The sequence below is a fragment of the Chroococcidiopsis thermalis PCC 7203 genome, assembly GCF_000317125.1.
GTDB lineage: Bacteria > Cyanobacteriota > Cyanobacteriia > Cyanobacteriales > Chroococcidiopsidaceae > Chroococcidiopsis > Chroococcidiopsis thermalis.
Map to the genome: position 1 here is coordinate 5,054,914 of NC_019695.1, position 12,608 is coordinate 5,067,521.

Sequence of the window (12,608 nt, forward strand, 5' to 3'; positions counted from 1 at the left end):
CAATAAAAACAGCATCCGTCACCAGCTATTCAAATTCATGACTGCCTCACCTCTAACTGCATCCAGCTCATTTCCACCCGTAAAAACGTGGACTTGGCAGGGATTTTCGATTTGCTATCAACAACAAGGCGATACTGGTATTCCCGTCATCCTGGTACATGGCTTTGGCGCTTCTTGGTGGCACTGGCGCAAGAATATTCCCGATCTGGCGCAGACTTGTAGGGTGTACGCGATCGATCTCATCGGTTTTGGTGGTTCTGCTAAACCGATTCCAGGGGAATTCAAGCCAGGAGAACAAATCCTATATTCGTTTGAGACTTGGGGACAACAAATTGCTGATTTTTGCCGCGAAGTCGTGGGAACGCCAGCAGTTTTAATTGGTAATTCTGTCGGTTGTATTGCGGCAATGCAAGCAGCAGTATACGCCCCCGAGCTAACTATGGGTGTAGCGATGCTCAATTGTTCCCTACGTTTGCTTCACGATCGCAAGCGCATTAGCTTACCTTGGCATCGACGCTTCGGCGCGCCGCTGATTCAGAAATTATTAGCAGTTCAGCCAGTTGGAAAATTTTTCTTTCAACAACTTGCCAAACCGAAAACAGTCAAAAAAATCTTGCTCCAAGCCTACGCTCATCCTGAAGCAGTAACAGATGAGTTAGTAGACCTTTTGATGGCTCCAGCGAAAGATGCTGGGGCTGTAGCAGTCTTTGTTGCTTTCACAGCTTATTCTCAAGGACCGCTACCAGAAGATTTGTTGCCCCAGCTATCTTGTCCGGCAATTTTCTTGTGGGGAACAGCCGACCCCTGGGAACCAGTAGAGTTGGGGCAAGAGCTAGCAAACTATCCCCAAGTACAAAAGTTTATTCCCTTAGAAGGAGTCGGGCATTGTCCCCAAGACGAAGCACCAGAATTGGTGAATCCGATCTTGCAGGAGTGGATTGTGGAATTGGGGAGTCGGGAGAGTGACTAGTAGCTAGAGAATTTTAGATTTTGGATTTTTCTCTGCTCCCTTGTCTTCCTTGTCCTCCTTGTCCCTCTTGTCCTACCCTACTCCCTGCTCCCAGCTCGTCCCTGCTCCCTACTTTGTTCCAGCCAATCTTTACCAACTTGAATAGTAATGTCAGAGCCAAGGTTGCCCGTGCTTTCAACGCGGACTTCGCCTACGTTTAAGAGGTCGCGGATTGTTGTAGCACTTTCAGTATCGCCTTGCTGGGCGACGACGTGAGTTGTATCTAAAGGCTCAGACCACGATTTTGTAATGTATACATTGCGATAGCCTGCACCAGCAAGAGATTTGACCAAAGAGCGGACAGCGCGATCGCTACCCGTGCTATTGGAAATTGCAATTCTCAATCGCGCCGGATCGAAGTCAACTGGCTCGGATTCAGACAGAGGGGCATCGAAATGCTGCGTTGCCATCTTGGCAATGCGATCGCTGTCTGGCAACCAGTAGCTAGCTCTATATTCTCCCGCATTACTAAATCGTCCAGGCAACATCAACATTTGGATGTTGGATCGATTAGTTTGTACGCCAAAGTTTGCCAGTGCTACCAATTCATCCATCGACAAATTCGTATCGAGGTGCGATTGAACCACAGAGAGAATCTGCGGCATCCGAGTCAGCGTATTCGGCGACAAGGTTTGTTCTGTTAGCGCCCGCATGACGAGCTGCTGGCGTTGAATCCGTCCGATGTCGCCATTTTCGTCGTGGCGATAGCGCAGTAGTTGAAGAGTCTTGTTGCCGTCAAGATGCTGCTTGCCAGCTTTGAGATTAATATATAGATGCTGGCTATCATCTTGATATTTCATGTCTTTGGGAACGTAAACGGTTACGCCACCCAAAGCATCGATCAGCTTTTCCACTCCTTGGACGTTGATCCGAATGTAGCGATCGATCGGCACTCCATCTAGTAATTCGCTAATAGCTTTGGTACTGCCTGCTGGACCACCAACGAGATTAGCTTCATTGATTTTCGCTATGCCTCGACCTTCTACCTTGGTGCGGGTATCTCTGGGAATAGAAAGGGCAGCGATTTTTTTGGTTGCTGGGTCAAATCGTAGCAAAAGGATAGTGTCTGTCAAGCCGTCGAAGGAGTTGACTAACGCATGATATCCTTGCTTTTTGATTTCGGCAGCAGGGGTATTAACGTCTGTAGTGAGAACTTTTACACCTAGAACTAAAATATTAACTGGTCGGGTCAGCTCCGAAAGTTTAAAACCAGCCCGCGTTAAGCGATCGCCATGAGTACCGAAAATTGCTTGCTCCTCAGGGCTAAGCTGACTTTGCATCAGCGGCTTGGTTGACATAGTATAGGCTAAGAGCGCCCCTGCTGTGGCTGACAACACAGCGACACCACTCATGATTACCCAGAACCACAGCCAACGCCCAGTCCTACTCATAGCACTACTGCGCCTAAAATTTTTGGAATTACTTGTAGAATTGGATTTTGAGCCTGATATTCTTTGCACTGATACAACTTCCTCACACTTAACACTAGTCAGCAAAAATAGTTAATAAGTTTTTAACATGATAATGGACAAAGGCACAGCTATATGCTGCGCTTTCTCAATTGGCATATTCTCTGCACGGGTAACGCTGGCTACTGAAACAGTAAATTTCATGGCTCTGGGATCGAATTAGAGAATATTGCCTGGAGTCTACTGCAAATCCTACAAAGTCGTCATCTGGCTTATTACGGAATTCCAGCCAGAGAGTCGTACTTTCTACCGCTGGCGTTGTCTTTGAACCTCAGCGTTCATCGAGCGTCCGATCTGCAAGTGCCGAAAATCCAGGTAGACGCACTGACTTTCCAGTAGTTAGTCGCAGCATTAACCACACACTGACTAAAAAATACCCAGATGTCAGTAAACTATTTAACATTAATAGACGAAAATTTAAAAACTCTGAAGCTTCTGCTCCAGCACTCAACAAGAAATATGCCAGCAACCAGCTTAGTGCTAGAGTGATAGATAAACGGCTGACGGCGAGTTTTTCTTTGTGGTAATTGGTAATTGGTAATTGGTAGTTGGTAGTTGGTAGTTGGTAGGTATTTTCCCCCTCAGCTCCCTCAGCTCTCTTCTCTCCCTCAGCTCTCTTTCCCCCAGCTCGTCCCTGCTCCCAGCTCGTCCCTGCTCCCTCATGACGATACAAAGTCCACAGCGAAGGAAAAAAGCCAATAATGGGGATGAGGTGAAAAAATAAATGCAGGCGATCGCGATTTAAATGCTCTGAGACTGTAAGCTTTTTCATATGATGTAATCGAATCCGAGCTTGGGGGGATGAGTTATGACAGCGGAGTTAGGGATAATAGGCTGCAAGGGACATTTGATTTAGTTCGCTCCCGCAACTGAGAAAATGCAGAAACGCATTATTATAGGTTGGTGGCAAGCAATGTCACCTTTGACGCGACTTCTGGCGATCGCGCTATTGGCTCCACTACTCGTACTCAATGCTTGGGCAATCTCCTCCATCGTTGATTACTTCCACTCGCTGATTGTTATTTTAGTCGGTGCTTCTTTACTAGCATTTTTGTTGAACTATCCGGTAGGCTGGATGGAGCAGCAAGGCGCAAGGCGAGAACAAGTTGCTATTTTAGTCTTTTTGTTGGCTTTGTCGATTTTACTGGCGCTAGGTGTCACCCTCGTGCCTCTAGTGATTAGTCAGGCGCAGCAGCTCGTGACTCGTTTGCCAGAATGGATAGACTCAGGGCGCTATCAGTTGGTGTTGTTAAATGATTGGGCTGAGGCTCAGGGTTATCCAATTAATCTCGATGCCTTAGTCATACAAATCAACGATCGCGTTAAGGGACAATTACAAGCGATCGCCGTCCAAGCACTCAACCTAGCTGTAGTGACGGTGACAAGCCTGCTCGATTTTCTGCTGGGCATGGTTTTAACATTTTATTTGTTACAGCATGGGGACGAACTCTGGCAAAGCTTAATCGCTTGGCTACCAACACCCATTCGCCAGCCTTTTTCCCAAACCATCCGGTTGAGCTTTCAAAATTACTTCATCGGACAGTTAATTTTCGGTATTTGTATGGGTTCTGCCCTAACTGCCATTTTCTTATGGCTGAAAGTACCGTTTGGGTTACTGTTTGGAATCACGATCGGGTTTATGGCTTTAGTTCCCTTCGGCGGTACGGTGGGAATTATTTTGACCACTTTATTAGTAGCGCTGCAAGATTTCTGGCTAGGTACTAGAGTCTTGGTAGCATCTGTCATCATTCAGCAGATCTTAGATAATATCGTTGCTCCCCGTATTCTTGGTAGCGTAACTGGATTAAATCCCGTATGGGTACTGATTTCCGTCTTAACAGGCGCTAGAGTTGGCGGTTTGCTGGGCGTAATCGTTGCCGTACCTACAGCAGTCGTGATCAAGACAGCCTTAAGTGCCGTGCGATCGCCCCAACTGGTTGAAAGTCCTAATGCTGCTGCATCAGCTATGACAACAACTGAGAATCTTGCAGGGAGCAGGGACGAGCTGGGAGCAGCGAGTAGGGAGCAAGTTGCGAGTAGTGAGTAGCGATCGTACAATTCCGAATTCCGAATTCCGAATTCCGAATTCTTTTGCTCCTTGGCGATCGCCCCTAGCACGGGCGCTGCACCTCAATCGCAGTCTGCCTTATGCCCGTTATCTCCAATTGGCGACTGTCCGGCTTGATGGTCGTCCTGCTAATCGTACAGTTGTATTCCGGGGATTTTTGGATAACAGCGATCGCCTCAAGTTTGTCAGCGATACTCGCAGTGAAAAATTTGCCCAAATTGAAGCTCAACCTTGGGCAGAGGCTTGCTGGTATTTTCCCAAAACCCGCGAACAATTTCGGATTACTGGTACGCTAAAGGCGATCGCCTCCGACTCTCCCGATCCAGAATTACAGCAAGCCCGTATCTCCAGTTGGCAAGAGTTGAGCGACTCTGCACGGCTGCAATTTGCTTGGGCGCATCCAGGGCAGCTGAGAGCTGCTGATGACACCTTCAATCCTCCAGCACCATCCGCAGAAGTGCCATTACCGCACTTTTGTCTGCTGCTTTTGGAGCCAGTTCAGGTAGATCGCTTAGAATTGCGCGGCGACCCTCAAAACCGTACCATTTATACTTGGTTAGAGGGCGATCGCACTTGGTCTACTCAAGCCGTCAATCCTTAAATCCCCGCACCATCTAAAAACTGCTGGATCACTTTATCTCTCATTTGACAGCTAGCAGCAGCGGGAAGAGACATGACGACAGAATCTTGGTGTGCTTGCTGCTGTTGTACTTTTTCTAGCTGTTGTTCTAACGCTTCAATTCTGTCAACGAGAGCGCGAATGACCTCTGCTTCTGAGTCAGGTAAGCTACCGTGTTCTAACGGATCGACTCTAGCCCCAGAACGGTAGATAATTCGACCTGGTACACCAACAACCGTGCAATTAGAAGGTACATCGCGTAAAACAACAGAACCCGCTCCAATTCTGACGTTACTGCCAAGTTCGATATTACCGAGGACTTTTGCCCCCGCACCCACCACGACATTATTTCCCACAGTCGGGTGACGCTTGCCGCTTTCTTTCCCCGTACCGCCCAGAGTCACGCCTTGGTAGAGCAGAACGTCATCACCTACGATCGCGGTTTCGCCGATCACGACCCCCATACCGTGGTCGATAAAAAAACCCTTGCCAATTGTCGCGCCAGGGTGAATCTCAATCCCAGTTAGAAATCGGGCGATCGCGGAAATAAAGCGTGGAATGAAGGGAAGACGCAGTTTGTAGAGTTGATGCGCTACCCGATGGAAGACAATTGCCTGTAACCCAGGGTAACATAACAGTACCTCTAGCCAATTACGGGCAGCAGGGTCGCGATCGAAAATAATCTTGAAGTCAGCAGCTATGGTAGATAGCACGGGTCAATGCCTAGCCAGGACAAAATTTTTACTTCTTTTATCTTATCTCTCACCGTGCGATCGATAAAGTTTATTCGCGTTCTTTGCAGTGTAGAAATTTCGACTTACTTTTTCCTAACTTCTCTACCTGGTTCCCAATCGTGCCTCCACTCCTATTGATTACCTTGTTACTATTTACCGCATCGATGGTGACTAATATATTCGTCCTAACTCCCATAGAGTTAATCAGGCACGCAAATATACCGCATTGGTTACTTTTGGGCGGGCTGTTGTTAGTATTCCTTTGGTGTTTTGGGGAAGAGTAAGACGAAACTCTATAATTAAATTTCCTGCTCGATCCGGATCGCTTTATGGCTTGACAGGCTTCGATCGCTTTCTCTGCACCGACTGAGCCATTGCCTGTAAATCTTGCTCCCAGTCTGGCTGAGTCATGAGTAGAGCTTCCGCCGCCTTGCTATCTGTAGGCTTCGAGAAGAAATAACATCGATTATTTTGCGATCGATCTTGCCGGGCATGTGTTCGATCGTGTACCAGGCAGACAAACAACCAACAACTTGTTGCTGGCAGACGACTTTACCAATATATGTTTTAATGTTGTCCGCCTGAATACTAGGCTCAGATTGAGCGTATTTTGTTGTGAGTAGGTTTATTCGGATGGCGGCGTTTGCCACTGTCATACTGCACGAAGCCCTCCATTATCTAGAAAACTATATAATTTGCAACTCGCTCCCAATAATTCTCCTAACAATGATGTTAATTGATTGATATTTTCGATCGGATCGGTACGAAAATTTAATAAACATCGATTGATTTCCGTTGATTTTGCTTCTATCTCCTTTTCCTTATTTATAACAATCTCAGCTTGACGAGCGCTGTCATCTCCCTCGCTCTGTTCTACTATTTGCGATCGCTCTAATGATTACAGCATTGTTGCGATCGTCTCTTGAAATCAAAGATTGAGTTTTTGAATTTATGGCGATTGCAATGCATCCAATCAATTCTCACCAAATAAACGTACAAATAAAGACGCAATATAATCTTTGACTAATATTCATTAACTACCCTACGAAAGTTTTTCAATCCTAAAATGGTTTTAAAATAAATTTTGCAATGAGATATTTCAATATTTGCAATCATACGTGCTAGAAAAAATATCAGAAAAATACTAAGAAACTACTTCTAATCGTGACAACAATATTGTTTATCCTCAAGGGAAATCATAATGACTTTTGTAGAGCGATCGCGACAATAGTAGTCTAGTATTACCAAATTTTACCTAAGTAAATGCAACGAATTTTTTAGTAAAAACGTATAGCAGTTCTAAATGATTTGTAAAGTAGGCTTCTAGCCTGCTCCACGTTCATGAATCAAATAGGATTGCTTTAGATGCAAAGGGAAAAATTACCGATTTTTACATAGTGTAGTGCGTGAAAATAAGTCGCAAGTAATTCCCCCTGCTCGTGCGCTCCCTGCTCCCTGACAACTGACAACCAGTCACTAGTCCCTTTTCTGACTTCTACTTGGTAAAATTGAAATAATGTCACAATTTGCAAATTAGCCGACCGTAGCGAGTAGATTCACATGGCTTCTGAAATCGCAGTTGAAAAGAAAAAGTTAAAAAACCCTCCCTTAGATATCCGCTATTTGGGCGATCGCGCTCTGCGTCAACCTGCAAAACGCATCAGCAAAGTCGATGTAGAAGTTCGCCAGTTGGCGCGAGAAATGCTACAGAGTATGTATAGCGCTGACGGCATCGGTTTGGCTGCGCCACAAGTAGCTGTATCCAAGCAAATCATCGTCATTGACTGCGAACCAGACAATGCCGCTAACCCACCCTTGATCCTGATCAATCCTACGATCAAACGTACCAGCAGCGATATCTGCGTGGCAGAAGAAGGTTGCTTGAGTATCCCAGGCATTTATTTGAACGTGACGCGCCCCCAAGCCGTAGAAATTGCTTATAAGGATGAATACGGGCATCCGCGATCGCTACAAGCTACAGACCTACTGGCTCGCTGTATTCAACACGAAATCGACCATCTCAACGGAATTGTCTTCGTCGATCGCGTCGAAAACAAGCTGGCTTTAACCCAAGAACTGGCAAAGCATGGCTTCTCCATGAGTGCAGTCAAACCTGTTGCTTGAGGAGATTTACCATGAATGCAATGACACCCAAAAGCGGCTTATTTCTTGGCGGCTGTTGTATTACGGCGATCGCAGCAGTTGGTTCCGTGTTCGAGCTAGCCTCTGGTCAACCCGATTTAGGTAACTTGAATACAGCGGTAATTCTTGCTGTAAGTATTCCAGCCACAGTCCTCTTGTTTATTGCTGCCGTGCGGAATGCAAACAGCGAGTGAATTCAGAGGAGATAGAAGAAGACAGAAAGTACTGGCATTCGTTTGGAAGATTCAATCGGTACAAGTCCTTAAATTTATCTAGCAATTGCAGGACTCAAGTATAAAATGATGGTCTTGAGAACAAGAGCGCGAGTGCAAACAGCCTCGATTCCAAATATATGAATGTTTAGTTGTCAGATTCTCTCCGTCTCTTGTCTCCTGTCTCTCGTCTCCTCTCATTACCGATACTATATGACCGAACAACATCTTGCTGAAGGATGGTTGCGGCTATTACCGAATGCAGGAGAAGCTGGACTGACACGCAGTTACAGCCTTTCACCCGAGCGAGAAATGGCGATCGGGCGCGACCTTGCTTGCGATATCGTGTTGGAATCGGAGCAGTACGGTATGGTTTCTCGCCATCATGCCACTTTATACCCCCAACCTCAAAATCGGTGGCAGGTGTGTGATATGAACAGTAGTAACGGTACTTTTATCAACGGACAGCGCTTGCAAGGTTGTCGGGAACTCGTTCCAGGCGATCGCATTACGTTAGGCGAAGGTCGCGAAGCAAACCGCCTTCGGCATCGCGGCGCAGAATTCATTTTTGAATCTCATTCTCCTCACCCATCTAGTATTATCCCGCCACCTGTATCGCCTCTGACTGAAGCGGAAGTCAATTTCTCCCACTTATTTCCGATTATCTCTACGGCTAAAGACTTAACCCACAAAGCTTATTTAATTCCTGGTATTTTCACAGTTATATTTGTCGTATTAATGTTTGCTACTGTCGGTCAACCAAAAGCGATTCGCTTCAATCAACTCTTGGTTGCTACCTACTTGAGTAGCGCTGCTTATTATTTTATCTATCGGCTTTGTGGAAAAATTAAACCTTGGTGGCTCCCAATTCTTGCTGCCACAGCTACAGCACTCATTTTATTTAGCCCTATCTTACCCCTATTTATCTTTATCTTCCGTCGCATCTTACCAGGAGATTTACCTAACTCTCTTATAACGCTTAGCTTTCCCGAATTATTCTTGCGGATGTTCGTCGGAGCTGGCTTAATGGAAGAGTTTCTGAAAGCTTTACCCGTCCTGGGGGCATATGCTTTAGGACGACGACTTGCTTCTCCTTGGCGTGAATGGATTGGGGTCTGGGAACCTTTAGACGGCATTCTACTAGGAACTGCCTCAGCTGTAGGCTTTACCTTGGTCGAAACGTTGTGGCAATACGTGCCAGAAATTGCTCAAAACGTGGCGATGTCAGCCGGACAAGCTGCTGGTCAAATTGTGGGATTGCAATTACTGATTCCGCGTATCATTGGTGCAGTTGCTGGACATATGGCAGATAGCGGATACTTTGGTTATTTCATTGGTTTAAGCGTACTCAAACCGCGTCAACGTTGGCAGATCTTGACCGTAGGATATGTCAGTGCAGCCGCACTTCATGCTTTATGGAACTCTACCGCTGCTTTTAGCGGTTTGCTCCTAGTCGTGGTAGGCGTTCTATCGTATGCGTTTTTAACAGCAGCGATTCTCAAAGCCAGAATGCTCTCACCAACGCGATCGCAAAACTTTGCCACTCGCTTTTTGGAAAAGACACCTAGAAGACCAGATTAAGAAAATTTTGAATTTTAGATTGAGTTAATTGCTCTCTAAGATCTCGCTCCTCACTCCTCGCCCCGCTCAGCTTGCAATTGAGATATGGCGTAGCGAGCGATCGCCAAACTGATTTGAGCGCGTTCGATGTCAGATCGCACTTCCCAGTCTTGACCGTAACGATTGAGCGTGGATTCGATCGCGGTAGTAGATGGCTCAATGCTACTGCGCATACTGTAGGCATATGGACGAGCGAGAATTAACAGATCGTCTTCCGAACAATTCGGTAATAATTCTTGTACGCACTGTACCAATTGTTGCGCCATAGATTTTTGTGTCGCTAACATGTCAGTTGCTTTATGAGCGATCGCTTGTAACCAAGCTGTCGGCATGTAAGCTGCAAATCGCTCTTGCAAAGTTATCTGAAGAGACTGCTCGTCTGTGGCGCTAGCAGACACAGTTGTTGGCTTAGTATTCTCCCATAACTGTTCCACGCTAGCGAGGAAACCTGGCGCATGGGCAGAGAGTTCCTCTTCCCACCAGTCTTCTTGCTGTAATTGCTGTTCTTGTTCGAGAAAGAATGCTTCTGCTGCTTCTTCAGCAGGGTTCCAGGGATAAGTTGCTGTTTCAGAGGCAAGTAGTGTTTCTAATAACTCTAATTCAGTCAACAACCGATGCCGTTCGTTAATTTCAGAAGACTTGAATTCGTTTGTCATTGTACAATTCATCATGGGTGTCTGCAAAAACGCTGTATGAGTAGCTACACCACCTGAACAGCCATTTCCGCAACTACATAAATTATGCAAATAAGATTGGGGATCGCAGTATCTCTGCTGCAATTTTGCAGTATTTAATTGCAGTTTTTGCATAAAGCATCTTGCTTTTTCCCTCTCTTTACTGCATGAAGTGCGGATTAATTCCAGCTTGAGAAGACAGAGGGTATCCTCATAAATCGGCGAGCGGGCAACCCGTTGCTACGCAGAGCTGCGTCACTTGAATAAATTTAACAATTAGCTGGTGCATTGACTTTTCTCCATAAAAAATTTACTTTGGTCTGAGTTGTATGGCAGCAGTTCTCAAGACAGAGCTTTACGCAAAAATATATCAATTTTTTCTTCTTTCTGCCCTCTACCTTCTGTCTTCCTTCGCTCAGCTTCAGTCTTCAACAATAAATTCGTAGGTTTGACCCTTATGGCTGCCGAACTTTAACTTCATTCCCGATTTTAGCGGGACTTCCTCACGATATACATTTTGCCAGCGATCGCTACTGGGTAGATTTGACAGCAAAGTCCCGAAACGAGAATTATCTCGTAAGAAAAAAGTCGTATCGCCGCGATCTTGACGGCAATAGATTTCTGCATGTCTTTGGCTGACCCAGCCTTCTTGAACTACAATATCATTCTCTGCCAGACGACCTACCCTTACTAATCTCGTACCTAAATGCCAGACTTGCTCTGGAGCAGAAGTAGAACGCAGTTGCGCTCGTACTGGTGGGTATACTGTACCCGCGACCGTATCTTCTGGTAGCTGAGTAATTTCGTCACGAGCGGGTGCGCCGAGCAACTCCCCATCAAACTCTGGATGCATGTAGAGGATGGGTAGAGTCCAAGCATGAGAAATATATTTATAAACAGCTAGTAGTTGCTGTCTGGCGATCGCCGCCGCACGATCGATCGGCGAGCCTGCTGCTAACGCCTGGGTAAAAACTTGAATAAAACTTAAAGCTTCCTCATCGGCAATTTCATCCCGCATTCCCAGTACTGCTGGTACGCCGTGATGAATCAAAACTTCTGCTAAACTGCTACGCGGTAAAGGTTGTCCGTTATCAAACGCGGGTTGCGCTCCCCAACAGGCATTAATCGCGCACAGTTTGACTTGAGAACGTGCTAGTACATGGGCTAACTCCGTACCGTCAATCGCCACGCCGGGGCGTAAAAACAACAATCCTCCATTTGGAGCGCTCAAACCATGACCGGAATAAAAGAAAATATTGTAAGCTTGAGTTTCTAGCTGCGAGATTAATTCTTTAGGAGTAGGTTGTAGCAAAGTGTCTACCCGACAGGGAACCGTTGCCAAATTTCTCCTTTCAATTGGTTTAAGTTGTTGAAAGCTTCTCAGAGTTTGTTCGAGAATTTTTGCTTCTGTTTCCAACTGCAAGCTTCCGGCTTCGGTGTCTTGTCCCAAAACCAGCAAAACATTTAAACCCTGACTGGGTGGTAGCGAAATCAGGGAACCAACATCGTTAGTCGTGCGACTGAAAAAGACTTGTGGCGCTTGCAGTGGCGAAGGTAGGGAGATAGCTGGTTTTCCAGCCTGAGGCTGCATAATTTCCCAAGGCAAGGCGATGAGATCCGGCTCTCGAATATCTATTCTTAGCCGTAATGGTTTTCCTTGTCCGATCGCAATCCCTTGACTCTTCTCCAGACTCATTTGTACTTGTCCCTGAAAAATCCACTGCCAAAGGTTGATGCATAAATGTTGCATCAGACGACCCCCTTGTCCGTTGGTTTTTCCGCCAGGATAGGCAACGATTTCTGGAACTAAATCCAAGGTCTGGGAAATTATCTCTGGAGAAATTGGTGGTGATGAGCGAGGCGCAAACATTGCCTGCCAAGCTTGCCAAGCCTGCATCAATCTAGGGGACAAAACACAATCATGTTTCACATATCCACCAGGATAAGGGGCTTGCACTACCCAAACGGCAAAGTTATCTTTACCAGCATTGGCAAGACGTTCGATTGCTAAACTCAAGCAGGGAATGTCAGACTGGGACATCAATAACCACGATCGCTATC

13 protein-coding genes are annotated in these 12,608 nt (G+C 46.1%); 6 read left to right on the forward strand and 7 right to left on the reverse strand.

The window, feature by feature from the left end; genetic code table 11:
• Window positions 1-37: 37 nt before the first annotated feature.
• On the forward strand, window positions 38-970 hold the full coding sequence (locus CHRO_RS21935) for an alpha/beta fold hydrolase (protein WP_015156419.1): 933 nt from the start codon (window positions 38-40) through the stop codon (window positions 968-970).
• Between the two features lie 77 nt (window positions 971-1,047).
• Here the strand turns inward: CHRO_RS21935 and CHRO_RS21940 are convergent, their stop codons facing one another.
• Both CHRO_RS21940 and CHRO_RS32795 read right to left on the reverse strand, forming a co-directional pair.
• Entirely contained in the window at window positions 1,048-2,400 is a 1,353-nt protein-coding gene (locus CHRO_RS21940; protein ID WP_015156420.1) for an LCP family protein, read from the reverse strand.
• A 349-nt stretch (window positions 2,401-2,749) separates the two neighbouring features.
• Window positions 2,750-3,250, reverse strand: a complete 501-nt coding sequence (locus tag CHRO_RS32795; protein WP_015156421.1) for a hypothetical protein — start codon at window positions 3,248-3,250, stop codon at window positions 2,750-2,752.
• Between the two features lie 105 nt (window positions 3,251-3,355).
• Between CHRO_RS32795 and CHRO_RS21950 the strand changes: the two genes are divergently transcribed.
• Window positions 3,356-4,525 carry an AI-2E family transporter gene (locus CHRO_RS21950; RefSeq protein ID WP_015156422.1) on the forward strand — a complete coding sequence of 390 codons (1,170 nt, stop codon included), beginning with the start codon at window positions 3,356-3,358 and terminating at the stop codon, window positions 4,523-4,525.
• Window positions 4,518-5,147 (forward strand): Npun_F5749 family FMN-dependent PPOX-type flavoprotein, encoded by a 630-nt coding sequence (locus CHRO_RS21955; RefSeq protein WP_015156423.1) that lies wholly within the window; start codon window positions 4,518-4,520, stop codon window positions 5,145-5,147. Before CHRO_RS21950 ends, CHRO_RS21955 begins: the two co-directional genes overlap by 8 nt.
• Here CHRO_RS21955 and cysE read toward each other — a convergent pair.
• The 3 genes from cysE to CHRO_RS32800 all read right to left on the reverse strand — a co-directional run bounded on the left by cysE (window position 5,144) and on the right by CHRO_RS32800 (window position 7,422).
• Window positions 5,144-5,878, reverse strand: coding sequence for a serine O-acetyltransferase (cysE, locus tag CHRO_RS21960; RefSeq protein ID WP_015156424.1), 735 nt, complete (start codon window positions 5,876-5,878; stop codon window positions 5,144-5,146). The two genes, CHRO_RS21955 and cysE, sit on opposite strands and share 4 nt — an antisense overlap.
• Before the next feature lie 428 nt (window positions 5,879-6,306).
• Window positions 6,307-6,555: a hypothetical protein gene (locus tag CHRO_RS21965; RefSeq protein WP_015156425.1), complete on the reverse strand. Its 249-nt coding sequence runs from the start codon at window positions 6,553-6,555 to the stop codon at window positions 6,307-6,309.
• A gap of 705 nt (window positions 6,556-7,260) precedes the next feature.
• A complete protein-coding gene (locus CHRO_RS32800; RefSeq protein WP_181824221.1) occupies window positions 7,261-7,422 on the reverse strand; it encodes a hypothetical protein in 162 nt (53 codons plus the stop codon).
• Window positions 7,423-7,459: 37 nt separating this feature from the next.
• On the opposite strand from CHRO_RS32800, the gene def reads away from it, so the two are divergent.
• The 3 genes from def (at window position 7,460) to CHRO_RS21980 (ending at window position 9,834) form a co-directional block, all read left to right on the forward strand.
• Window positions 7,460-8,023, forward strand: a complete 564-nt coding sequence (def, locus tag CHRO_RS21970; RefSeq protein ID WP_015156426.1) for a peptide deformylase — start codon at window positions 7,460-7,462, stop codon at window positions 8,021-8,023.
• A gap of 11 nt (window positions 8,024-8,034) precedes the next feature.
• Window positions 8,035-8,235 (forward strand): hypothetical protein, encoded by a 201-nt coding sequence (locus tag CHRO_RS21975; protein WP_015156427.1) that lies wholly within the window; start codon window positions 8,035-8,037, stop codon window positions 8,233-8,235.
• A gap of 231 nt (window positions 8,236-8,466) precedes the next feature.
• A complete protein-coding gene (locus CHRO_RS21980) occupies window positions 8,467-9,834 on the forward strand; it encodes a PrsW family glutamic-type intramembrane protease (protein ID WP_015156428.1) in 1,368 nt (455 codons plus the stop codon).
• Between the two features lie 50 nt (window positions 9,835-9,884).
• Here CHRO_RS21980 and CHRO_RS21985 read toward each other — a convergent pair whose 3' ends face one another.
• Window positions 9,885-10,529, reverse strand: a complete 645-nt coding sequence (locus CHRO_RS21985; protein ID WP_071925495.1) for a hypothetical protein — start codon at window positions 10,527-10,529, stop codon at window positions 9,885-9,887.
• 439 nt (window positions 10,530-10,968) lie between these two features.
• Window positions 10,969-12,588 carry a CHAT domain-containing protein gene (locus CHRO_RS21990; protein ID WP_015156430.1) on the reverse strand — a complete coding sequence of 540 codons (1,620 nt, stop codon included), beginning with the start codon at window positions 12,586-12,588 and terminating at the stop codon, window positions 10,969-10,971.
• Between the last annotated feature and the right edge of the window lie 20 nt (window positions 12,589-12,608).

Excerpts from the sequence above, each read along its gene's own strand:
- CHRO_RS32795 (WP_015156421.1), bottom strand. The coding sequence starts at position 3,250 with ATGAAAAAGCTTACAGTCTCAGAGCATTTAAATCGCGATCGCCTGCAT.
- CHRO_RS21985 (WP_071925495.1), bottom strand. The coding sequence starts at position 10,529 with ATGACAAACGAATTCAAGTCTTCTGAAATTAACGAACGGCATCGGTTG.
- CHRO_RS21935 (WP_015156419.1), top strand. The coding sequence starts at position 38 with ATGACTGCCTCACCTCTAACTGCATCCAGCTCATTTCCACCCGTAAAA.
- CHRO_RS21950 (WP_015156422.1), top strand. The coding sequence starts at position 3,356 with ATGCAGAAACGCATTATTATAGGTTGGTGGCAAGCAATGTCACCTTTG.
- CHRO_RS21990 (WP_015156430.1), bottom strand. The coding sequence starts at position 12,588 with ATGTCCCAGTCTGACATTCCCTGCTTGAGTTTAGCAATCGAACGTCTT.
- CHRO_RS21940 (WP_015156420.1), bottom strand. The coding sequence starts at position 2,400 with ATGAGTAGGACTGGGCGTTGGCTGTGGTTCTGGGTAATCATGAGTGGT.
- CHRO_RS21980 (WP_015156428.1), top strand. The coding sequence starts at position 8,467 with ATGACCGAACAACATCTTGCTGAAGGATGGTTGCGGCTATTACCGAAT.
- CHRO_RS21965 (WP_015156425.1), bottom strand. The coding sequence starts at position 6,555 with ATGACAGTGGCAAACGCCGCCATCCGAATAAACCTACTCACAACAAAA.
- def (WP_015156426.1), top strand. The coding sequence starts at position 7,460 with ATGGCTTCTGAAATCGCAGTTGAAAAGAAAAAGTTAAAAAACCCTCCC.
- CHRO_RS21975 (WP_015156427.1), top strand. The coding sequence starts at position 8,035 with ATGAATGCAATGACACCCAAAAGCGGCTTATTTCTTGGCGGCTGTTGT.